This window comes from Brevibacterium jeotgali, from assembly GCF_900169175.1.
Lineage (GTDB): Bacteria > Actinomycetota > Actinomycetes > Actinomycetales > Brevibacteriaceae > Brevibacterium > Brevibacterium jeotgali.
This window is the reverse complement of record NZ_FXZM01000009.1, coordinates 30,566-52,071: the sequence shown is the minus strand read 5'-3', so window position 1 is coordinate 52,071 and position 21,506 is coordinate 30,566. Positions and strand designations below refer to the sequence as shown.

Below are 21,506 nucleotides of genomic sequence, written 5' to 3'. Positions count from 1 at the left end.
GGCGCACGGATGAGCCGGGCCCCGGCGGTCGCGGGGGTCCTCGCCGCGACCGGCCGCGGCGTCGCAGACCTCACGCGCTGGCTCGCCACGCTCTTCTCGCGGTCCCTGCAGGTCCGCATCGTGGTGCTCACGGTCGTGCTCACGCTCGTCGCCATCTTCGGCGTCGGCACCTACATGACACAGGTGATCGCGCGCGGACTCTTCGAATCGAAGCTGTCCGTCGTCTCCGACCAGACGAACACCTACGTCGCCCAGGTCGAGTCCGTGGCGGCGGAGGACGATCTGGGAGAGGCGCTCACCGTCCAGCTCCAGAGCATGTTCTCCCGCTCACCGTCACCGCTGCGATCGATCAGCCTCGAACCGCGCGACGCGAACAGCAGCGTGCTGCCGCTCACCGTGCTCGACACCGTGCAGGGCTCCCCGCGGGTCGAGGAGCTGCCGGAGGACTTCCGGCAGCAGGTCTCGGAATCCGTCACGGATCAGCAGCGCTACACCTCGATCAGCCTCGCGGAGGGCGAGGAGACGCCCGGACTCGTGGTCGCCCAGCCGCTGTCGGTGCCCGGCGCCGGGCAGTTCGACCTGTACGTCATCGCCGATCTGTCGGAGGAGCAGGCGACGCTCGACTTCGTGACCCGCGCCGCCGCTGTCGCGGGCGTCGTGCTCGTCGTGCTCGTGGGTGCGGTCGGTCTGCTCGTGTCCCGACTCGTCGTGACCCCCGTGAGGACCGGATCCGAGGTCGCCCGCGAGATCGCCGACGGCGATCTGGACCGCCGTATGCCGGTGCCCGGTCGCGACGAGTTGTCCCAGCTGGCGCAGAGCTTCAACGACATGGCGGACAGCATGCAGGAGCAGATCCTGCGGATGGAGCGGCTCTCCGTCCTCCAGCGGCAGTTCGTCTCCGACGTCTCGCACGAGCTGCGCACACCGCTGACGACGATCCACATCGCCTCCGACATGCTGTACGAGTCGCGTGATGAGTTCGATGCCTCGGCCCGACGCAGCGCAGAGCTGCTGAACTCCCAGGTCGACCGGTTCGAGCAGCTGCTGGGTGACCTGCTGGAGATCTCCCGCTATGACGCCGGCGCCGCGGAGCTCGTCGTCCATCCGCATGATCTGCGGGAGATCGTCACCGGCGTCGTCGAGACCGTCATGGTGGTGGCGGACCGATCGGGAACGCAGGTGCGCGTGCACGCGCCCACCGCTCCCGTCATGGCGGAGCTCGATCGCGTCCGGGTCACCCGCGTCGTGAGGAACCTCGTGGTCAATGCGATCGAGCACGGCGACGGACGCCCGCTCGACATCCACCTCGCGTCGAACGCCGAGGCCGCAGCGGTGAGCGTCCGCGACCACGGGGTCGGTATGAGCACAGAGCACGTCGAGCACGTCTTCGACCGGTTCTGGCGTGCCGATCCCTCCCGGAAGCGCACCCTGGGAGGCTCTGGTCTGGGCCTGGCGATCGCTCTCGAGGACGCGCACCTGCACGGCGGCTGGCTGCAGGCCTGGGGCGAGCTGGGGGAGGGATCGTGCTTCCGACTCACGATCCCGCGCCGCCACGGACAGGCGATCACGACCTCGCCGCTGCCGCTCCCGCCCGCGGACGCCGCGCCCCGCGCCGCGCTCGTGGCAGGGCCGACGAGTTCCGACGGGTCCGTGCGCATCCAGACCGGCAGCATCCCGATCGTCGTCGACGTGAGCGCGGAGGAGCAGGGCGCGAGGACAGGGCAGGAGGACGAGCGCGATGGGTGAGAAGCTGGGACCGTTGGGGGGCCTGCTGGCGACGGTGCTCGTCCTGAGCGGCTGTGCGGAGATCCCGAGCGGCGGCGAATCGGGTGTGATCGACGTCGAGGAGCGTCCGGAGCGGGTCCAATCGGAGATCGAGCCCGAGGGGCCCGTCGAGGGCGCCGACCCGAACACCGTCGTCCGCGGATTCCTGGCGGCCGGAGCGGGCTACTCCGATGACTTCGCAGTGGCCCGTTCGTTCCTCACGGAGGACTTCGCGAATGAGTGGGACCCGCAGTCGAGCGTGGTCATCATGCCGTCCGGCGCCGACTTCGACACCGTGACGGCGGAGGTGTCCTCGGACCAGCAGAGCATCTCCATGACGGTCCCCGTCGACGCCTCGCTCGACGGGCAGCGCGTCTACCGCGAGGAGCGCGGCGGCTCCGAGGCCGACCGGGACTTCTCCCTGCGGCAGGTCAACGGCGAGTGGCGGATCTCCTCCGCTCCCCAGGGGCTGGTCCTCACCTCGTCGTCGTTCACGACCGTCTACGACTCCTACCCGCTGTACTTCTACACGCCCGGCTTCGATCACCTCGTGGCGGATCCCCGCTGGTTCGTGCGGTCCCCGGCCGCCGCGACCGAGGTGATGACGGAGCTGCTCGCCGGCCCCGCCGACCACCTGGGCGGGTCGGTCATCTCCGCGCTGCCCGACGGGGCTCGGCTCGAACCGCGCTCCGTCACGGTGTCCGGGGGCATCGCCCAGGTGGGCCTCGACGAGTCCGCACAGGGCCTCGACGAGGAGACCAGCGCCCGCGTCCTCGGTCAGGTGTCCGCAACGCTGCGCGGACTGTCCTCGACGAACGCGATCGAGGTGACGACGCCGGCCGGGAGCCTGGACGCACCTCCCGGAGACAGTGCGCCGGTCGGCGTGCGGATCGACGCGCGGCCGGTGCTCATCGCGGACGGCACCCTGGCGCGTCTGGACGAGACCAGGGTCGATCCCATCCCGGACCTGCCGGAGCTGGGGAGCGACCCCACCGATCCCGCCGTCTCGATCGATGATTCGACCTACGCGTACCTCACGGACGGGGGGCAGGAGCTGCACCGCATCCTGCCCGGCGGTGACGGCGCGGCGGTCATCCTGACGGACGAGGACGGGCTCACCGGCCCGAGCTTCGATCGCTACGGCGGCATCTGGACGGCCTCCCGCGAGCAGGACGACTCCGGCCGCGTCTCGGTGACCCTCGAATCCGGTGACACCGTCGACGTCTCCGTCCAGTGGCTGGCGAATCGTTCCGTGGAGTCGCTCCGCGTCTCCCGCGACGGGACCCAGCTGGCGGTGCTGTCCCGGAACGGGAGCGGTGCACCTCGTGTCGACGTGATCGGCATCAACCGCACCTCCGAGGGCATCCCCACCGGCGTCGTCCCGTCGGCACCGCTGCGCGTGGGCGCAGGCTTCGACCGGATCGTGGATGTGTCCTGGGCGGGCTCCGCGCAGCTGGCGGTCCTCGCAGCGGAGAACCCCGGTGACGAGCCGCAGCCGTACCTGGCCCCCGTGTCCGGTCCCGCGCGGTCGCTGGGCGACGTGAACGGCGGAACCTCGATCACCGCGAGCACCGATGCGCGTTCGATCCGAGTGAGCACGGCGGACGGCGAGCTCTTCTCGTTCGGAGCGGACAACTGGCAGAAGGTCGTCGACCTCGTCGTCCACGATCCCGCCTACCCGGGCTGACCGTGGACGGGGCGTCGCGTCCTCTGCCGTTCGTCCGTCGGCTGCGAGCGGTCGGCGGAGAGCTTATCGACCTCGCCCTGCCGCGGACCTGCGCAGGCTGCGGCGTGGAGACCGTGAGCCTCTGCGGGCCGTGCCTCACGCACCTGGCCCCGGCGACGCGCACGGTCGTGCCGCGCTACGGTCTGCTGCCGGTCACCGGCGCGGGGGAGTACACCGGCACTCTGCGCAGCGTCATCGTCGCACTGAAGGTGCGGCGACGGACGGACATCGTCCCCGTGGTCGGCATCCTGCTGGCGGCCGCGATCGCGCATGCGCTCGAGGAGGCCGGCTACGCGGGCGGAGAGGTGGCCGTCGTACCGGTCCCGGCCTCGGCGGCGGCACTGCGCGAGCGAGGCCGCGACCTCGTCGGGGATCTCACGGCCCACGCCTGCGGACTGCTCGCCGAGGACGGACTCGACATCCGCCCGGCGCACGTGCTGAAGGTGGTGCGCCATCGCGACCAGGTGGGTTCCGGCGCGCGGGAGCGGCGCCGCAACGTCGCCGGTGCGCATGCGCCTCGCCGCGATCGGCCCGGCAGGGTCGGATGGGAGCGCGTGCGCTCCGCCGCGCACGTGGTCCTCGTGGACGACGTGCTCACGACCGGGTCGACGCTCGCAGAATCGGCGAGGGCCCTCCGAGGAGAGGGCGCGCAGGCGGCGGTGTGCGCGGTCATCGCGGTGACCGCGGACGGACGCACCGGGCATGACGAGGAGGGTGCCGGCTTCGCCGGAGATGTCTGACGCGCCGGTGTGATCTGGACTTCATTCGGTGTTCACGATGGTGTTCAATGGAGTGTACCCATCCACCGAATGGGTACGGAGCGATCCGTGAAGCGATTCGCCAAGGAGAGACACCATGGACGTCGTAGTGAAGGGCCGTCACCAGGCCGTTTCGGACAGCTTTCAGGCCCACGCCACGGAGAAGGTCTCCAAGGTCGAACAGCTCTCTCCCCGTGCACAGGCCGTCGAGGTCCAGCTCAGGCATGAGAACACGAAGAACCGTGAAGAAGAGCAGCGCGTCGAGATCACGATCTTCCAGAAGGGCCCGGTGCTCCGAGCGGAGGCCGCTGCAGACGACAAGTACGCGGCGCTCGACCTCGCATGGGCGAAGCTGCTCGAGCGACTGCGCCGGACGAAGGACCGGAACAAGGTCGCACGGTCCGGGCATCGCCGCAAGAGCTCCACGGGAGAAGCGCTCGCAGCGATGCCGGTCATCGACCCCCTGGTCCCGCAGGAGGGCGTCATCCCAGAGCCGGACGACTCCGCGAAAGAGGCTCCGGACGCGTCCGATCAGACGAACGGCCGCATCAGGGCCGAGGGCGATTCGCCGGTCATCCTGCGCGAGAAGCGCTTCCCCGCGCAGCCGATCGGCATCGAAGAGGCACTGAACCGCATGGAGATGGTCGGACACGACTTCTATCTCTTCATCGACGAGGAGAATGAGCAGCCGTCCGTCGTCTACCGCCGCAAGGGCTGGAGCTACGGCGTCATCGCCCTGGACGAGACGATGGCTCGCGACAGTGCAGAGGTCCCTTCCTGACGACGACCCGCAGGGGTCGTACGCCGGCCCTGTCGACGGAGGCGGCGAAGCGCATCGCGCTCGCCGCCTCCGGCTTCGACCGACCACGGCCCCGGGCCCCGCACGCGGGCCACCTGCGTCGGGTGTTCGAGCGGCTGTCCGTGGTCCAGATCGATTCGGTCCAGGCCGTCACCCGGTCCCACTACCTCCCCTTCTTCTCCCGGCTGGGCCCGTACCCGCGCGCACGGCTCGACTCCCTCCTCCAGGAGGCGCCGCGCATGGGCGTCGAGTACTGGGCCCACGAAGCGGCCTACGTGGCGCCGTCGACGGTGCGCGCGTTCCATCGTCGCCGCGCAGAATGGTTCGTCCGCGACTACGGACAGCGCGATGCCGAGCACGGTGCTGACTTCGTCGCGCTCATGGAGGCGCTCGTCGTCGAACTGGGGGAGGGCCCCGGAACCGCGCGGGCGCTGGCCGACCGTGTGCCGCACTCGCTGCCCGAACGCGACCGGGACCACTGGGGATGGAATCCGTCGCGCACGAAGTCCGCGCTCGAAGCGCTCTTCCGCTCGGGTCGGATCGCGTGCTCGGGGCGGACTCCCCAGTTCGAGCGCGTCTACGCGCTGCCTGCCGACACCCACCCGGACCTCCCCGTCCCTGCCGGGCTGTGGGGACCGGAGAGCGATCCCGACCTGGGCATCCGACCCGGAGGTGGGCGGATCCGCCCAGGGGTGACGGGCCGGGAGGACGACGCCGTGGCGCTGGTCCGTCTGGCGGGGCCTGCGCTGGGGATCGGCACCGTCGACTGCTTCGCGGACTACTTCCGACTGCCGCAGGCGACGACTCGCCGGGCCATCGAGACGCTCACCGTGACGGGGGAGCTTCACGAGGTGTCCGTCGACGGCGTCCGTGCCTGGCGGTGGCACCAGGCGGTCGCGCCGCGGTCCGTCCGAGCGACGGCGCTGCTGGCCCCCTTCGATCCGCTGGTCTTCAACCGCCGCCGCCTCAGCTGGCTCTTCGGGTTCGACTACCGCATCGAGATCTACACGCCGGCGGACCGCCGGAGGTACGGCTACTACGTCATGCCGTTCCTCCACGACGGCGCACTGCGCGCGCGGGTCGACGTGCGGGCCGTGCGTGACAAGGGGACGCTGCGGGCAGCTGTGCATCCGGAGCCCGGTGAGGACTGCGGAGCGGCCGTCCAGGCGGAACTGCGGAAACTCGCAGACTGGTTGGGGCTTGCCGAGGTCGAGGTGCTGCCGCCCGGGCAGATATGCTGAGAGGCGGATTTCGGACTGTGGACCGCGTGAGAGCACGTGGGGCGAAGGAGAATCGTGGCGAACCTGCTCGAGAAGCTGTTGAGAACCGGCGAGGGCCGCACGCTCAAGAGGCTGCGCACCTTTACGGCGGCGATCAACAATCTGTCCGAGGAGTTCGAAGCCCTGTCGGACACTGAGCTCCGTGAGGAGACGGACCGCTTCAAGAAGCGCTATGCGGACGGCGAGACGCTCGACATGCTTCTGCCGGAGGCGTTCGCCGCCGTGCGCGAGGCGTCGGCCCGCACGGTCGGCCTGCGCCACTTCGACGTGCAGCTGATGGGCGGAGCGGCCCTGCACCTGGGCAACATCGCAGAGATGAAGACGGGCGAGGGCAAGACGCTCGTCGCGACGCTCCCCGCCTATCTCAACGCGCTCACCGGCAAGGGCGTGCACATCATCACGGTGAACGACTTCCTCGCCGACTACCAGTCGAACCTCATGGGCAGAGTCTTCCGATTCCTCGGGATGGAGACCGGCTGCATCAAGGCGCAGATGAGCAATGACGACCGGCGCAAGCAGTACGCCGCGGACATCACCTACGGCACCAACAACGAGTTCGGCTTCGACTACCTCCGCGACAACATGGCCTGGTCTGTCGACGAGATGGTGCAGCGCGGCCACAACTTCGTCATCGTCGACGAGGTCGACTCGATCCTCATCGACGAGTCCCGCACCCCGCTCATCATCTCCGGACCGGCAGAGGGCGACGCGGACCGCTGGTACGGCGAGTTCTCACGGGTCGTCAAGCGGCTCAAGGCCGAACGCGACTATGAGGTCGACGAGAAGAAGAAGACGATCGGCATCATGGAGTCCGGCATCGACAAGGTCGAGGACTACCTGGGCATCGGCAACCTCTACGACTCCGACAACACGCCCCTCATCAGCTTCCTCAACAACGCCATCAAGGCGAAGGAGCTCTTCACCAAGGACAAGGACTACGTCGTCATGGACGGCGAAGTGCTCATCGTCGACGAGCACACGGGCCGCATCCTCAAGGGCCGCCGCTACAACGAGGGGCTCCACCAGTCCATCGAGGCGAAGGAGGGCGTCGAGGTCAAGGCGGAGAACCAGACGCTTGCGACCATCACCCTGCAGAACTACTTCCGCCTGTACGGAAAGCTCTCCGGCATGACCGGCACCGCAGAGACCGAGGCGGCCGAATTCATGTCGACCTACCAGCTGGGCGTCGTGCCGATCCCCACGAACCGGCCGATGCAGCGCGTCGACCACGCTGATGTCGTGTACAAGCACGAGAAGGCCAAGTTCAATGCGATCGTCGACGACATCTCCGAAGCCCATGAGGGCGGACAGCCCGTGCTGGTCGGCACGACGAGCGTCGACAAGAGCGAATACCTCTCCACGCTGCTCGCCAAGCGCGGCATCCGGCACGAGGTCCTGAACGCGAAGAACCACGCGCGGGAGGCCGCGATCGTCGCGATGGCGGGCCGGAGGGGCGCCGTCACCGTCGCGACGAACATGGCCGGCCGCGGTACGGACATCATGCTGGGCGGAAACGCCGAGTTCCTCGCCGTGGCGAAGATGGAGGCCAGGGGCCTCGACCCCCGGGAGGACCCGGACGGGTACGAGGCGGTCTGGCCCGAGGTCCTCGCGGAGGTGGAGAAGGACGCGAAGAAGGAGGCCGAGGAGGTCCGCGAAGCGGGCGGCCTCTACGTCCTCGGCACGGAGCGCCACGAATCGCGTCGCATCGACAACCAGCTGATGGGCCGTTCCGGTCGTCAGGGCGACCCCGGCGACAGCCGGTTCTACCTGTCGCTCACCGACGACCTCATGCGGCTCTTTGGATCCGGCGCGGCGGAGCGGATCATGTCGATCGCGAACGTTCCGGATGACGTGCCGCTCGAAGCGAAGATGGTGTCGCGCGCGATCCAGTCGGCGCAGAATCAGGTCGAGGAGCGCAACGCGGAGCAGCGGAAGAACGTGCTCAAGTACGACGACGTCCTGAATCGCCAGCGCAAGGTCGTCTACCAGGAGCGCCGCCGCGTGCTCGAAGGAGCGGACCTCGCCGAGCAGGTCCACCAGTTCCGCGATGAGGTGCTCGATGAGTACATCACCGCTGCGACGGCCGGTCCGCCGGATACGTGGAAGATCGATGAGCTGTTCGAGGCCCTGAACAGGCTCTACAGCCCGTCCTTCACGTCAGAGGAGCTCATCGAGGACGCGAGCGGCACCACAGGACTCACACGGGAGAAGATCCGCTCCGAGGTCCAGTCGGACGCGGACCTCTTCTACGACCGCCGTGAGGAGGAGCTGGGCGAGGAGGCGACTCGTGAGCTCGAGCGTCGCGTCACCCTCTCCGTCATCGACAAGCGCTGGCGTGAGCACCTGTACGAGATGGACTACCTGAAGAACGGGATCGGACTGCGCGCCATGGCGCAGCGAGACCCGCTGGTCGAGTACCAGCGCGAGGGCTTCGAGATGTTCACCGCGATGCAGGAAGGCATCAAGGAGGACGTCGTGCGTCTGGCCAACACGCTCGAGGTCACGGTGAAGAGGCCGACGGCGACTGTGGGGGCGAAGGGATCCGGAGCTCAGCTGGGCGCCGGAGACTCGACCGCCGACGGCGGCGGGGGAGTCTCCGTGGAGGCCGAAGAGCTGGAGCCGAAGAAGCCTCAGCTGCACCTCAGCGCACCGCATGAGACCGGTGGTGTGAGCGAGAGCGAAGGCGACGACGACGCCGACGATGCACCGACGAACCGCGCGGAGCGCCGCAAGCGCAAGCGCGGCGCCTGACGGGATCAGCGCATCGAGGGGTGCCGGGTTCGTGACCATGTCACGGAGCCGGCACCCCTCGTCGTGGATCGGGCATTCAGATGCTGAGGAACTCGCTGAGCCGCCAGCGCGATCGCCGGCGGACCAACCGCAGCGCCAGGGCACGTGGACGCCTGGTCGTCCGCACGACGAGGGAGATCTCCACGACGGACTCGGCCACCTCGCAGAGGCGCGCGGCAGAGACGCCCACGGGCCGATCGGCATGAGGATTGCCCCGAGCCAGCGCGCTGCGGACGCGGGTGTGCTCGACGATCCGCTCGAAGAGCGATCCCTCGACCCAGCGCTCGACGGTCTGGGCGGAGCGTGCACCCACGAGCACCTCGACCAGCGCCGTCGCCAGTGCCGGTGCCATGGAGGTCAGCAGTGCGCGGTCCTCGGTGCTGAGCGGAGTGACCGAGGCCGTCGTCGTTCCGCGGTGGGCTGCGACGGCAGGCGATGCTCCGGCTCCCGCGGATGAGGCCGTCGCGCGCGAGGCCGCTGCGGGTGATCCCGCTGGCCCACCGGAGTGGTCGGCAGGCGTGTGCGGCCCCGGTATCGCGTGCAAAGGCGCAGGGTGGCCGGCGTGCGCGCGACGCGGTCGCACGAGGCTGAGCGCGGGAGCGTCCGGCACGGCCGCACTGGGGGCGTGCGGTGCTGCAGGGGCTGAAGGCGCCTGCTGGTCGGCCCGCGGCGCGGCGCTCACGGCAGCACCAGCCGCTGGCCCGGGAGCAGCAGATCGGCGTCAGCGCCGATCGTTGCGCGGTTCGCCGCATGCACCTCATCGATCCGTTCCGCCACCTGCGGTGTGGCTGCACCGGGAAGGTCGGCAGCGACGATCTGCCACAGGTTCTCGCCGGAGGAGACGATGTGGAACTCTCCCTCGTCCACATCATCCGCACTCGCATCGTCGCTCGCGTCCGCACCCGCGTCCGCCTCCTCCGAGAGCGGCCACGCCGGATCGTGCGTCCTCTCCACCGCGGGTCCCGGGGTGAGGGGCCAGGCCGGCGAGGACGAGGCGGCGAGCGACGGCGAGGTGAGCGCGATGACGGAGAGGGATCCGCCCACGGCCGCGGCGACGATCGAGCGGATCGCCCGCGGGGCGACGCGCAGGGCGGCCGCACGGAGGGGGACTGCTGCCAGCCCGCATGCTCGGCACACGCGCCAGGCGAGGACCAGGTGCACGGAGAGCGCGATGCGCATTCCCGCGAGCACCGCCGCACCACCGGCGACCAGCAGCAGGGCGGCTCCCGCCTCGCCGGACAGCGCCTCCGCGCCGAGATCCCGGAGCGATGCCAGGAGGAGGATCGTGCCCGCAGTGTGGGCGAGGGCGAAAGCGGTGAGTCTGCGCAGTCCCATGTGCACTCCTTCGTGATGGAACATCAAAAGTATCAAAGCGCATCAAACGGGACAAGAGGGCATCGAACAACTGTTGCGCTATGCATTGACCGATAAAGCGGAACAGAAGGATGCAGGCGGTGTGATCGCCATGGCATACTGCGGATATGGGAAGACGGATGGGCGTCACCGATGACGCCGATGGCAGGTTCCTCCGCCTCTTCGAGGACCTGGAGGCGCAGGCGTCCGGCCGCGACCTGCACGAGCGGTTGGGCGAGTTCTCCGACCTCGTCGCGGGTGAGGCGGCGGACCACGCCCTCGCCGACCGGCTGGCGGGTGCGGTGGGGCACCGCATCACCGTCACGAGCGCGGGAGTCCGCTTCACGGGCCGTCTGGCGACCGCTGCTCGGACGTGGGTGGCGCTCGCACTGGAGGGTGGCGGTGAGGTGCTCGTCTCAGCGGCGCACATCGACGATCTGCGCGTGGAGTCCTGCTCCCATGCGCAGCCGCAGGAGACGCTCTCCATCGCGTCCCCGCTGCGCCGGTGGCGTGAGGAGCGGGTGCCGTGCGCGGTCGCTGCCGTCAGTGCGGTCGGTGGTGCCCGGACGATCGTCGGGCTGCTGGGCGTGGTGGCCGTGGACTACGTCGAGATCCTCGAGACCGAGGGTCGCGACGCCGGCCGGGGCCGGGCGGATGCTCCGGGCAGAGGGCTGCTCGTGCCGATCGCGAAGATCGCGTTCGTGCGACCTGAGACGAGGATGCTGTGACGGTGGCCGCCGCGTCAGTCGGCGGTGCCCGCATCGACGTCGGAGCGGACCTCTGCGTACATGCGCTGGATGTAGTCCTCGAGTTCGGTCTTCTCCACGCGCCACTGGCCGCGACCGCCGACCTTGATGGCGCGGAGATCGCCGGACCGGACGAGCGCACGGGCCTGCGCGACGGACACGTTGAGGACCTCGGCGACGTCGGTGAGCGGCAGGAAGCGGGTTTCAACAGCCATGAGGAGTCCTTTCGCGTCATGAGCACGCTGATTGATGCCGGTGACGGGCAGATAATATCACTTGACGTGATTTCATGCACTGACGTGCGAACAGCTGGAGGCGCGACATGAGTCATTCGTCCACCCCTGCGGCAGCGCCACGAGCACGCCGCCTCACGCGTCCGCGGTGGCGCGATCCGCGCCTGCTCATCGGTGCGGTCCTCGTGCTCGTGTCCCTCGTGGCGACGACGACGCTCGTGCGGGCGGTCGCTGAGACGACACGGGTGTGGGCAGCAGCGGAGGACCTGGTCCCCGGGGGTGAGCTCACCGCCGATTCGTTCGTGCCGATCGAGGTGAAGCTCCCGGCGTCGGAGGGTGAGTACATCCCGGCGGACTCGCACATCGAGCCGGGCACGACGGTCCGTGCCGTCGTGGGCACCGGTGAGCTCATCCCCGTCTCCTCGCTCGTGGCGCTGTCCGATCTGTCGGGGCGCGTCGTCTCCGTCGACGTGTCCTCCGCGCTGCCCGCCGCGGTGGCCTCGGGCAGTCGCGTCGACGTGTGGGCGACCGATGCGCGGGCGGCCGAGGTCGAGGCTCCGACCGTCATCCTCGAGGGTGCCGACGTCCTGTCGGTGGACCGGGGCGGCGGGGACTTCGCGTCGCCCGGCGCCGCCCGCATCGAGGTGTACGTCCCGGACGGCCGGATCGGTGAGGTCATCCGCGCACTCGCCTCCGGTCACCACATCTCCGTGGTCGTCGTCCCCGACGGGCATTCCGCCGGCGGTGCGGAGGCGGAGCCGACGGAGGTCGTTCCATGATCGACGTGATCGTCGCCGTCGACGTCGAGTACGAAGCGAGCGTGGTGGCCGCGGTCTCGTCGCTTCCCGACGCGCAGGTGGTGCGACGCCCCGCAGAAGAGGTCGAGCTTCTGGCGCTGGTGGCGGGCGGGACCGGCCACGTCGTCGTCCTGTCCCGCTGGTTCCCGGGCGTCGACGCGGATGTCGTGGCCCGCATGCACGAGGCGGGGGCGAGGATCGTCGGCTTCGGGCTGGACGAGGCACTCTTCGCGCGCTGGGGGATCACCCACGTGCTGGAGCCCGGCGCTGCGTCGCAGGAGACCGGCGCCGTCCTGCGCGACTGCGCCGATGCGGTCCAGGCGCCGCCCCGACCGACCGCGCCGCCCAGGGCGGACGGGCCGACGACGCCCGTGGGGGCCGTGACGGCAGTGTGGGGGACCGGATCGTCGCCGGGCCGCTCGACGATCGCGCTCGTCACCGCCCACCTCCTGGCACGCACAGCAGGCCGCACGACGCTGGTCGATGCGGACACCGTGTCGTCCTCGCTCACCCCGGCGCTGGGCCTCCTGGACGACGCCCCGCAGCTCGCTGCCCTGTGCCGCCTGGTGGTCAGCGGCGCGGCCCACGATGCGCCGGCCATCGCCGAGCGCCTGGTGGTGGTCGAGCCCGGATTCGAGGTCGTCACCGGACTCAGTCGCGCCGACCGGTGGCCGGAGATCCGCGGGGGAGTGCTGACGGAGGTCCTCGACCGCCTGGCAGCGCGCGCGGAGCACGTCCTCGTCGACGTGTCCGACCGGATCGATCCCGACGACCCGTACGCGGACCCCCACTACGACCGGCACCAGGCGACCCGGGCCGTGCTCGACCGCGCCGACCACGTCGTGCTCGTCGCATCCGCTGATCCGATCGGCCTGCAGCGGCTGGTCCGCCTGCTCGAATCGGACCGAGCCGTCCGTCATGCCGACCGCATGACCGTCGTCGTCAACCGCGTGCGGGCCTCCGCCGTGGGTCCGGATCCCGAGGTCCGGATCCGGTCGGTCCTCCAGCGATTCGCCGGGGTGGAGGACATCGTGCTCGTCCCGGACGACCGGGTCACAGTCGACGCCGCGGTGCTCGCGGGACGGTCACCGCTCGAGGTGTCGCGGCGCTCGCCGCTCGTCACGGCGCTCGACGCGGCCCTGCTGCCGCGGCTGCCCGGACACACGGCACGTCGGACGCGCACCGGCCGTCGTGCGGGCCGGTCGCGCACGCGGGCGGCGGTGCCGATGCGACAATGAGGCCATGATCCGCGCCTATGCCCCCTTCACCGGACAGACGTTCGCCGCGACCTGGCCGATCGGCGACCCCGTGACCGTGTTCGCTCCCGGCCCGCAGGAGCGGCGGCTCACCGGCGACGACCTGGAGCTCGGTGAGTACCGTGCGATGTCCGCGGCCGCGGCGAGCGTGTCCGAGACGGCGCTGCGAGCCGGCAGCCCCCGGGCCGTCGTCGCCGTCGACCTGACGGAGGACGCACTGTCTGACGCCGCCGAGGTCGTGGCCGGTGTGGTCATGGGCACGGTGACGATCGACCCCCTGCGGACGGCCAGCGTCCACATCGACGACCCGGAGGGCTTCGCCGCACTGCCGGAGGACCGGGACGCGGCACTCGCCGCGCTCGCCGATTCGGACCTCCTCTGGTTCGACTCAGCCGAGATCGGCCAGCTCGTCGAACTTCTCCGTCAGCTGGGAGCGGACGACGGGCTCGAGGGCTGACTCGACGACCGGCCCGAACAGCGGAACGGACGATTCGATCTCCGTGTGAGCACGGAGTGTCGAGCCGACGCCCTCGGCCGCGTCCGCCGGATCAGCGGCAGGAGCGGTCGGGTGAGCGATCAGCTCGACCCGCACCATGACGGGTGCGCCCGGAACCGTCACCCGGAGGCCGGCGGTCTGCGGGGAGCCGACCGGAGCCTCGGCGGCGGTGTGCACCTCCATCCGCAGGACGGCGTCCGCCGGGACGAAGCGGGACAGCGAATCGGGCACGGACTGCGTTCCCAGCGGGAACGACACGGTGAGTGCGTCGTCTGCGGTGGACTCGATGACGCCGTCCTGGCCGCGCCACGTCGTGGGGTCGAGCAGACCCGTGCGCAGTCGTGCGGGAGACAGTGCGGAAGCGCCCGTGAGGGTGAAGGACTTCATGGACGCCAAGTCTGCCTCATGGGCATAGAGTGGGCCACGTGCTCACCGTCGAGCACGACGCACTGCTACAGCACATGAGGTGAGAGTGACGTGACCGAGGTCGACCTGGCCGGAATCGCACACGCGTGGAACGCGCTTCGGGGAGAGAACCCGCCGGAGCACCTCCTCGCCGAATACTATCCGCGACTCAGCAGCGCGGAGATGCGACGATCGGGGCCGGAGGCCCTGGCTGCGCTCGCCGCGGCGCACGTGTCGCTGGCGGAGACCTATGCCGGCGGCCCCGCCCGCATCAGCATCCGCAATCCCGAGCACGGCTCCCGCGACTACACCGGGAACCGCACGCTCATCGACATCGTGGTCGAAGACATCCGCTACGCGGTTGCGAGCGTCGTCGCGGAGCTCAACCGACAGGGGCTCGCCATCCGCGAGGTCCATCACCCGATCATGGCGGTCCGCCGCACCGATGAGGGCCTGGTCGTCGTTCCGGACGCACAGCTCGCGCACACAGCGACGGAGACCTCCGCGCTGCCGGTCATCGGCCCCGACGGGATCGCGACGGAGGAGCCCGGCGTCGAGGGAGTCCGCTCCGAATCGTGGATCCACCTCGAGGTCGACCGCGTGCCCGAAGAGGGCTTCGCGGATGTCGAGTCCGGCCTGGTCGATGTGCTCGACTACGCGGCCGCCGCGGATCGCGACCGCAGCAGGCTGCGCCAGCGCGCCCGGGACATCGCGGCGGGGCTGCGCGCACATGCGCCACGACCGGAGCTCACAGCGGAGGCGGCAGAGGCCGCAGAGCTGCTCGACTGGATGGACCACGGCTTCGTGTTCCTGGGCTACCGCGAATACGCGCTGTCCGTCGACGGCGACGGGAAGCGGCTGGACCCGCTCGACGGCACCGCGCTCGGCATCTCCGCGCTGCGCGAGGCCCGGAGCTCGCACCTGTCCCGGACGGTCGCCGCGAAGGCGGAGGAGCCCCATGTCCTCGTCCTCACGGAGGCGAACTCGCGTTCGCGGGTGATGCGCCGCGGCTACATGGACTACGTGGGTGTGAAGACCTACGACGAGCACGGGAGGATCGTCGGTGAGCGGCGGTTCGTCGGTCTGTGGACCCCGCGCCTGGACACCACGTCCGCACTGGAGGTCCCGGTCATCCGGACGAAGGTGCGCAACATCCTCCGGCGTTCGGGCCTGGGTCGCGACACCCACGCGGGCGACGAGCTGCTGGGCGCCCTCGAGGCCTATCCGCGCGACGACCTCTTCCACGCGTCCACAGAGGAGATCTTCAGCACCGTCATGCAGGTGATCGACCTGCAGGAGAAGCACGAACCGCGCGTCTTCATCCGCCGTGACCCGTATGAGCGGTACGTGTCGGTCCTGATCTACCTGCCGCGCGACCTCTACGACACGGCGGCCCGCCAGAGGGTCCAGACGGTTCTGCGCGAGCACTACTCCGCGCACACCGTCGACTTCGACGTGCTGCTGGGCGACTCCGCTCTGGCACGTCTGCACTTCACGGCCCGCGTGCCGGCGGAGCAGGAGCTGCCGGCCACGGACTCCGGTGAGGTCGAAGCACGGATCGTCGGCGCTCTGCGGTCGTGGGGCGAGGACCTCTGGGAGATCCTCGCCCCGGCCGCGGAGAAGAACCCCGCTGCCTCTGCCGAGCGCGCGCGCCGGTGGACCGAGGCGTTCCCGCCGTCCTACACGTCACTGCACACCCCTGCGCGAGCGGTCGAGGACGTGGCGCGCATCGAGCGGGTGGGCGACGGATCCGGCCCGGTCGTGGCGGTGCGCCGTCGCAGTGCGACAGAAGCGCTCCTGGCCTTCTACCGGCGCGAACCCGTCACACTCACCCAGGTCCTGCCGTACCTGGCGAACCTGGGCGCCGAGGTCGTCGACGAGCGTCCGTTCGAGCTGCGCCCGGTGGGCGGGGGGCAGGCCTGGATCTACGAGTTCGGTCTGGCGTTCGACGAGGACCTCAGCGACGAGGACCTCGAGACGATCCGCGACGGCTTCACTGCGGCTTGGGCGGGGGAGCGCGAGTCCGATGACCTCGACCGGCTGCTGCTGAAGGGGATCGCCTGGCAGCGGGTGAGCATCGTCCAGTCGTTCGCGAAGTACCTGCGACAGGCCGGATTCACCTACTCCGACGCGTCGATCGCGCACGCCTTCACAGCGCACCCCGCGCTGACGGCGAAGATCGTCGAGGCCTTCGAAGTCAAGTTCGATCCGGATCGGACGTTCGCGTCCCTCGACGAGCGCGCGGAGGCGGCTGAAGCGCTCCTGTCCGAGATCGAAGCGGGATTCGCGGATGTCGCGACGCTCGAGGCCGACCGGGTGCTGCGGGCCACCGTCGACATCATCCACTCCGTCGCGCGGACGAACGCGTTCTGCAACGAGGACGGTTCCCTTCCGGACGCGATCGTCATGAAGATCCGCGCGGAGGAGCTGGACTTCCTTCCGAAGCCGCGGCCCGCGCTCGAATCGTGGGTGTATTCGCCCGCGGTCGAAGGCGTCCACCTGCGGTTCGGCCGGGTCGCCCGCGGCGGACTGCGCTGGTCCGACCGTCGCGACGACTTCCGCACCGAGGTGCTGGGACTCGTGAAGGCGCAGATGGTGAAGAACGCCCTCATCGTCCCGACCGGGGCGAAGGGCGGGTTCTTCCCCAAGCACCTGCCGGACCCCGCAGTCGACCGGGACGCGTGGGCCGCCGCGGGCCAAGCGGCGTACGAATCATTCATCGGCGCACTGCTCGATATCGCAGACAACCTCGAGTACACGGACGAGGGGTCCGCGGTGCTGCGCCCGGACCGTGTCATCGCGCATGACACGGACGACTACTACCTGGTGGTCGCGGCGGACAAGGGCACTGCGCGCTTCTCCGACGTGGCGAACCGGATCGCGGCCTCTCGTGATTTCTGGCTGGACGACGCCTTCGCGTCCGGAGGATCCAGCGGCTACGACCACAAGGCCATGGGGATCACCTCCCGGGGGGCCTGGAAGTCGGTAGAGCGGCACCTGCGGGAACTGGGCGTCGATCCGGCGCGTGAAGGCTTCCGGGTCGCAGGCATCGGTGACATGAGCGGCGATGTGTTCGGCAACGGCATGCGCCGGTCGGAGCACATCCGCCTGGTCGCGGCGTTCGACCACCGCGACATCTTCCTGGATCCCGTGCCGGATGCAGCGGTGGGCTTCGCGGAGCGCGAGCGGCTCTACCACCTGCCGCGCAGTTCGTGGCAGGACTACGACCGGTCACTCATCTCCACGGGCGGCGGCGTGCACTCGCGGAGCTCGAAGTCCATCGAGGTGACTCCGGAGGTCGCCGAGGCCCTGGGCACTGCGCCTGGCCGCAAGACCCCCGATGAGCTCATCTCCGCGATCCTGACGGCACCCGTGGATCTGCTCTACAACGGCGGGATCGGAACGTACCTGAAGTCGTCCGACGAATCCCATGCCTCCGTGGGCGATCGCGCCAATGACTCCATCCGGGTCGACGGCGAGGACATCCGCGCCAGGGTCGTCGGCGAGGGCGGCAACCTGGGTGCCACCCAGCTGGGCCGCATAGAAGCGGCGCTGAACGGCGTGCGCATCAACACGGATGCGGTGGACAACTCCGCCGGTGTGGACTCCTCCGACCAGGAGGTGAACATCAAGCTGCTCCTCGCAGCGCTGATCCGACGCGGTGCCTTCGCGCCGGAGGAGCGGGGCGAGGTGCTCGCATCGATGACCGACGAAGTCGCGGATCGGGTGCTGGCGAACAACTACACGCAGAACATGGCGATGGGGGAGGCCCGCTACGGCGTGCTGTCGATGACGGAGACCCTGCTGAGACTCATGCGGTATCTGGAGCGCGAAGCGGAGCTCGACCGCGCAGTCGAGGATCTTCCCGAGTCCGGTGCGCTGCGCAAGCGCGCGCAGGCGGGCACGGGACTCACCTCGCCCGAACTGGCAGTGCTGCTGGCGTACGTGAAGATGGACGCCGCGGAGAAGATGCTGGAATCGCCGGTTCCGGACGAGGAGTGGATGGCAGGGCCGCTGCGGGACTACTTCCCGCCGAGCCTGCTGAGGTACGAGGAGCACTTCGCGGACCACCCGCTGCGCCGTGAGATCGCGACGGCGAAGATCGTGAACTCCGTCGTGGACCGCGGTGGGATCACGTACCTCTATCGGCTGCAGGAGGAGACGGGCGCTGCGCTCCCGCACCTCGTGCGCATCTTCACCGTCGTGTGCGAGGTCTTCGGACTCGACGAGCTCGTCGACGACATCTGCGCGCTCGACGGACTCGTTCCGGCAGAGGTGCAGATGGAGCTCCTGCACGCGCATGTCCGCCTGCTCGACCGCGCCTCGCGGTGGTTCGTCCACCAGAGTCCGGAGGAACTCGATGTCACGGCGAACATCGCAACGTACCGCGATGTGGTCACCCGGCTGCGGACCAGCCTTCCCGATCATCTGCAGGGCGAGGACCTCGCCGAGTACCACGATGAGCTGCGTCGCTACCGGGACCGGGGAGTCCCGGAGGCTCTGGCGAAGCGGGCCGCGGGCCTGCTCGACGAGTTCGCGCTGCTGGACGTCGTCCAGGCGAGCGTCCGCACCGGCATGGAACCGGAGGAGACCGCCGGAGTGTACTTCGCGGTCACGGAGATGGTGAGCGGCAGTGCGCTGCTCAACATGATCCGGAGTCTGGATCGCTCCAGCCGCTGGACTGCTCTGGCCCGCGGCGCGATGCGGGATGACTTCTACCAGGCGATGCTGTCGCTCACCGATGCGGTCCTCCGGCATACGGGCGGCGTCTCGGAGGATGTCGACGACATGATCCCCGCGGACGGGGCCCGCGGGTCCGACCGCGGCCGTCGCCGGGTCGCGGCCTGGCTGGACGCCAACCGGAGTGCGCTGGAGAAGGTGCTCGACATGATCGCGGAGCTGCGGGACGTGGAGACGGTGGATCAGGCCCCGGTATCGGTCGTGCTGCGTCAGCTGCGCGGTGTCGTCCGCTCCGCCGACTGGGCGAGTGAGACCGCATGAGCATACTCGCCGACCTCCGAACCGACGAGAGCGGCTTCTCGGAGGATGACGTCGATTGGCTCCACGTGCTCGTCGGCGACTGGCAGCTCATCGCCGATCTGTCGTTCGCCGACCTCGTCCTGTGGGTCCCGAAGCCGCGCGATGAGGACGTCGACTTCGTCGTCGCGGCGCAGTGCCGTCCGACGACGGGGCTCACCGTCTTCCCCACGGACGCAGTCGGGGACCGCCCTGCTCCCCGCCATCGTGCGCTCATCGATCGTGCCTATCGGACCGGGGCCACCGTGATCGCCGATGACGACGGCACACGGTTCGCCCGTGCCGACGTCGTGCCGGTCGTCCGCTCCGGTCGCGTGATCGCCGTCCTCACACGGCATACCGAGGAGTCGAAGCGAACGGGCGCCTCCCGACTGGAGCGTAACTACCGCAGCAGCGCCTCGGCCCTGCTCGACATGATCGGCGAGGGGTCGTTCCCGCACGCGGAGGCCTCCTCGCGCTCGCGCCGCGGCGAGCCGCGCGTGGGCGACGGGCTCATCCTGCTCAACCGGGAGGGCAGGATCCGGTACGCGTCGCCGAACGGCGTGTCCGTGCTCTACCGCCTGGGGTCCGAGGGCGACATCGAGGGCAGGTACCTCGCGGACCTCGTCGCGGATCTCGTCGATCAGCACGGGACGGTCGACGAATCGCTGCCACTGGTGCTCACAGGGCGCACGCCGTGGCGCTCGGAGATCGAATCCGGTCGGGTGACGATCTCGCTGCGGTCCATCCCGCTCAAGCGCGATGGGAACCGCACGGGCGCTGTCGTCCTGGGCCGCGACGTGTCGGAGATCCGTCGGCGCGAACGAGAGCTGATGAGCCGGGACGCCCTGATCCGCGAGATGCACCACCGGGTGAAGAACAATCTCCAGACGGTCTCCGCGCTGCTGCGCCTGCAGGCCCGCCGGGCGTCGTCGTCGGAGGCCAGGTCCGCGATCGAGGAGGCGATGCGGCGGGTGTCCGTGATCGCCGTCGTCCACGATTCGCTCAGCCAGTCGCTGGACGAGTCACTCGACTTCGACGACATCATGGACAAGGGGCTGCGCCTCGCCCCGGACCTCTCCTCGCCGCTCGTCCAGGTGACGACGCGACGGGTGGGCAGCTTCGGCAAGATCGCGACGGAGGATGCCTCCGCTCTGCTGCTCGCGATCACCGAGCTCGTGACCAACGCGGTGGAGCACGGCTTCCCGTTCGATCAGGACGACCCCGATCAGGAGCCCGTGCGCGGGAGCATCGAGGTGCGGCCGGACCGTGACGGGAACTTCCTGCGCCTGTGCGTCGTCGACGACGGCGTGGGACTGAAGGACGATCGAGGACCCGGAGACGGGCTGGGCACACAGATCGTGCGCACCCTCATCACCGCAGATCTGCGCGGGACGATCGACTGGCACCCCCGCGAGGGAGGCGGGACCGAGGTGCTCCTCGAGGTGCCGCTGCGCGCGCCGGAGTGATCCAACTGGATGGAGAGATCCAGCAGGATGGAGAGTTCCACGAGGATGGACGAAGGCCCGGACCCCCACGGGGATCCGGGCCTTCCTCTGTGTCAGCGTGCGCGGGCGATCAGCCTGCGCGGCGAGCGCGTGCGGCGCGGCGCTTGAGGGCGCGGCGCTCGTCTTCGCTCATCCCGCCCCAGACACCGGCGTCCTGTCCGGATTCCAGAGCCCACTGCAGGCAGGTCTCGACGACCTCGCAGCGGCGGCAGACCCGCTTGGCCTCCTCGATCTGAAGAAGCGCAGGTCCGGTGTTCCCGATGGGGAAGAACAGCTCAGGATCCTCGTTCAGACACGCGGCACGATGGCGCCAGTCCATGGGTTCCTCTCAAGTGGGGTGACAGTCCCGTCATAGCAGTCCGGCAGCGGCACGCAGTCTGACTGGTCGTCGCGGCGTGAACCGCCGCTGGCGCTCTGACGGGCGCGGAAACGGTGATAGTCAACGATCCCACGCAACCGAGCGCACCCACAAGACCCCAGCTGTGTGAAGTCTCTGACAGACAATCATGCGCGAGACGGGTGCGAAAGCGCAAATCGTGTGCTAAGGGCATGTCCGTCAGGCGGTCAGCCATTGCCGTG

General features: G+C 69.6%; 17 protein-coding genes. 12 read left to right on the top strand and 5 right to left on the bottom strand.

The genetic code is table 11. The annotated features are described in order from the left end of the window. The first annotated feature begins 9 nt into the window (after positions 1 to 9). The 6 genes from mtrB to secA all read left to right on the top strand — a co-directional run bounded on the left by mtrB (position 10) and on the right by secA (position 9,078). Complete coding sequence (gene mtrB, locus BJEO58_RS09915) at positions 10 to 1,746, top strand: MtrAB system histidine kinase MtrB (protein WP_101589317.1); 1,737 nt, start codon at positions 10 to 12, stop codon at positions 1,744 to 1,746. Then, positions 1,739 to 3,451 (top strand): LpqB family beta-propeller domain-containing protein, encoded by a 1,713-nt coding sequence (locus BJEO58_RS09910; protein WP_101589316.1) that lies wholly within the window; start codon positions 1,739 to 1,741, stop codon positions 3,449 to 3,451. Before mtrB ends, BJEO58_RS09910 begins: the two co-directional genes overlap by 8 nt. Positions 3,452 to 3,555: 104 nt before the next feature. Continuing rightward, complete coding sequence (locus BJEO58_RS09905) at positions 3,556 to 4,230, top strand: ComF family protein (RefSeq protein WP_219617103.1); 675 nt, start codon at positions 3,556 to 3,558, stop codon at positions 4,228 to 4,230. Between the two features lie 115 nt (positions 4,231 to 4,345). Next, positions 4,346 to 5,029, top strand: a complete 684-nt coding sequence (gene hpf / locus BJEO58_RS09900) for a ribosome hibernation-promoting factor, HPF/YfiA family (protein WP_101589314.1) — start codon at positions 4,346 to 4,348, stop codon at positions 5,027 to 5,029. Positions 5,030 to 5,151: 122 nt separating this feature from the next. Then, on the top strand, positions 5,152 to 6,288 hold the full coding sequence (locus BJEO58_RS09895; RefSeq protein WP_246076055.1) for a winged helix-turn-helix domain-containing protein: 1,137 nt from the start codon (positions 5,152 to 5,154) through the stop codon (positions 6,286 to 6,288). Positions 6,289 to 6,342: 54 nt separating this feature from the next. After that, positions 6,343 to 9,078: a preprotein translocase subunit SecA gene (gene secA / locus BJEO58_RS09890; protein WP_101589312.1), complete on the top strand. Its 2,736-nt coding sequence runs from the start codon at positions 6,343 to 6,345 to the stop codon at positions 9,076 to 9,078. Between the two features lie 76 nt (positions 9,079 to 9,154). On the opposite strand, the gene BJEO58_RS14805 is transcribed toward secA, so the two are convergent. Next, positions 9,155 to 9,661 (bottom strand): Rv3235 family protein, encoded by a 507-nt coding sequence (locus BJEO58_RS14805; protein WP_144573877.1) that lies wholly within the window; start codon positions 9,659 to 9,661, stop codon positions 9,155 to 9,157. A 134-nt stretch (positions 9,662 to 9,795) separates the two neighbouring features. Beyond that, positions 9,796 to 10,452, bottom strand: coding sequence for a hypothetical protein (locus BJEO58_RS09880; protein WP_101589310.1), 657 nt, complete (start codon positions 10,450 to 10,452; stop codon positions 9,796 to 9,798). A 146-nt stretch (positions 10,453 to 10,598) separates the two neighbouring features. On the opposite strand from BJEO58_RS09880, the gene BJEO58_RS09875 reads away from it, so the two are divergent. Next, positions 10,599 to 11,198 (top strand): hypothetical protein, encoded by a 600-nt coding sequence (locus BJEO58_RS09875; protein ID WP_144573876.1) that lies wholly within the window; start codon positions 10,599 to 10,601, stop codon positions 11,196 to 11,198. A 14-nt stretch (positions 11,199 to 11,212) separates the two neighbouring features. Here the strand turns inward: BJEO58_RS09875 and BJEO58_RS09870 are convergent, their stop codons facing one another. Beyond that, the gene (locus BJEO58_RS09870; protein ID WP_101589308.1) at positions 11,213 to 11,431 is read right to left on the bottom strand and encodes a helix-turn-helix domain-containing protein; all 219 of its coding nucleotides are present in this window, start codon (positions 11,429 to 11,431) and stop codon (positions 11,213 to 11,215) included. A 107-nt stretch (positions 11,432 to 11,538) separates the two neighbouring features. Here BJEO58_RS09870 and BJEO58_RS09865 point away from each other — a divergent pair, with 107 nt between their 5' ends. The 3 genes from BJEO58_RS09865 to BJEO58_RS09855 are packed head-to-tail and all read left to right on the top strand — an operon-like array spanning position 11,539 to position 13,959. Beyond that, positions 11,539 to 12,228, top strand: coding sequence for a CpaB family protein (locus BJEO58_RS09865; protein ID WP_101589307.1), 690 nt, complete (start codon positions 11,539 to 11,541; stop codon positions 12,226 to 12,228). Next, positions 12,225 to 13,484 carry a CpaE/TadZ family protein gene (locus tag BJEO58_RS09860; protein ID WP_101589306.1) on the top strand — a complete coding sequence of 420 codons (1,260 nt, stop codon included), beginning with the start codon at positions 12,225 to 12,227 and terminating at the stop codon, positions 13,482 to 13,484. The genes BJEO58_RS09865 and BJEO58_RS09860 overlap by 4 nt, the downstream gene beginning before the upstream one ends. A gap of 4 nt (positions 13,485 to 13,488) precedes the next feature. Then, a complete protein-coding gene (locus BJEO58_RS09855; protein ID WP_101589305.1) occupies positions 13,489 to 13,959 on the top strand; it encodes a DUF6912 family protein in 471 nt (156 codons plus the stop codon). Here BJEO58_RS09855 and BJEO58_RS09850 read toward each other — a convergent pair. Further along, the gene (locus BJEO58_RS09850) at positions 13,891 to 14,385 is read right to left on the bottom strand and encodes a DUF2505 family protein (protein WP_144573875.1); all 495 of its coding nucleotides are present in this window, start codon (positions 14,383 to 14,385) and stop codon (positions 13,891 to 13,893) included. The genes BJEO58_RS09855 and BJEO58_RS09850 overlap by 69 nt on opposite strands. A gap of 90 nt (positions 14,386 to 14,475) precedes the next feature. On the opposite strand from BJEO58_RS09850, the gene BJEO58_RS09845 reads away from it, so the two are divergent. Further along, a complete protein-coding gene (locus BJEO58_RS09845; protein ID WP_180951904.1) occupies positions 14,476 to 19,404 on the top strand; it encodes an NAD-glutamate dehydrogenase in 4,929 nt (1,642 codons plus the stop codon). After that, on the top strand, positions 19,401 to 20,888 hold the full coding sequence (locus tag BJEO58_RS09840; protein ID WP_101589303.1) for a sensor histidine kinase: 1,488 nt from the start codon (positions 19,401 to 19,403) through the stop codon (positions 20,886 to 20,888). The genes BJEO58_RS09845 and BJEO58_RS09840 overlap by 4 nt, the downstream gene beginning before the upstream one ends. Before the next feature lie 109 nt (positions 20,889 to 20,997). Here the strand turns inward: BJEO58_RS09840 and BJEO58_RS09835 are convergent, their stop codons facing one another. Continuing rightward, positions 20,998 to 21,246: a WhiB family transcriptional regulator gene (locus BJEO58_RS09835; protein ID WP_087004855.1), complete on the bottom strand. Its 249-nt coding sequence runs from the start codon at positions 21,244 to 21,246 to the stop codon at positions 20,998 to 21,000. Between the last annotated feature and the right edge of the window lie 260 nt (positions 21,247 to 21,506).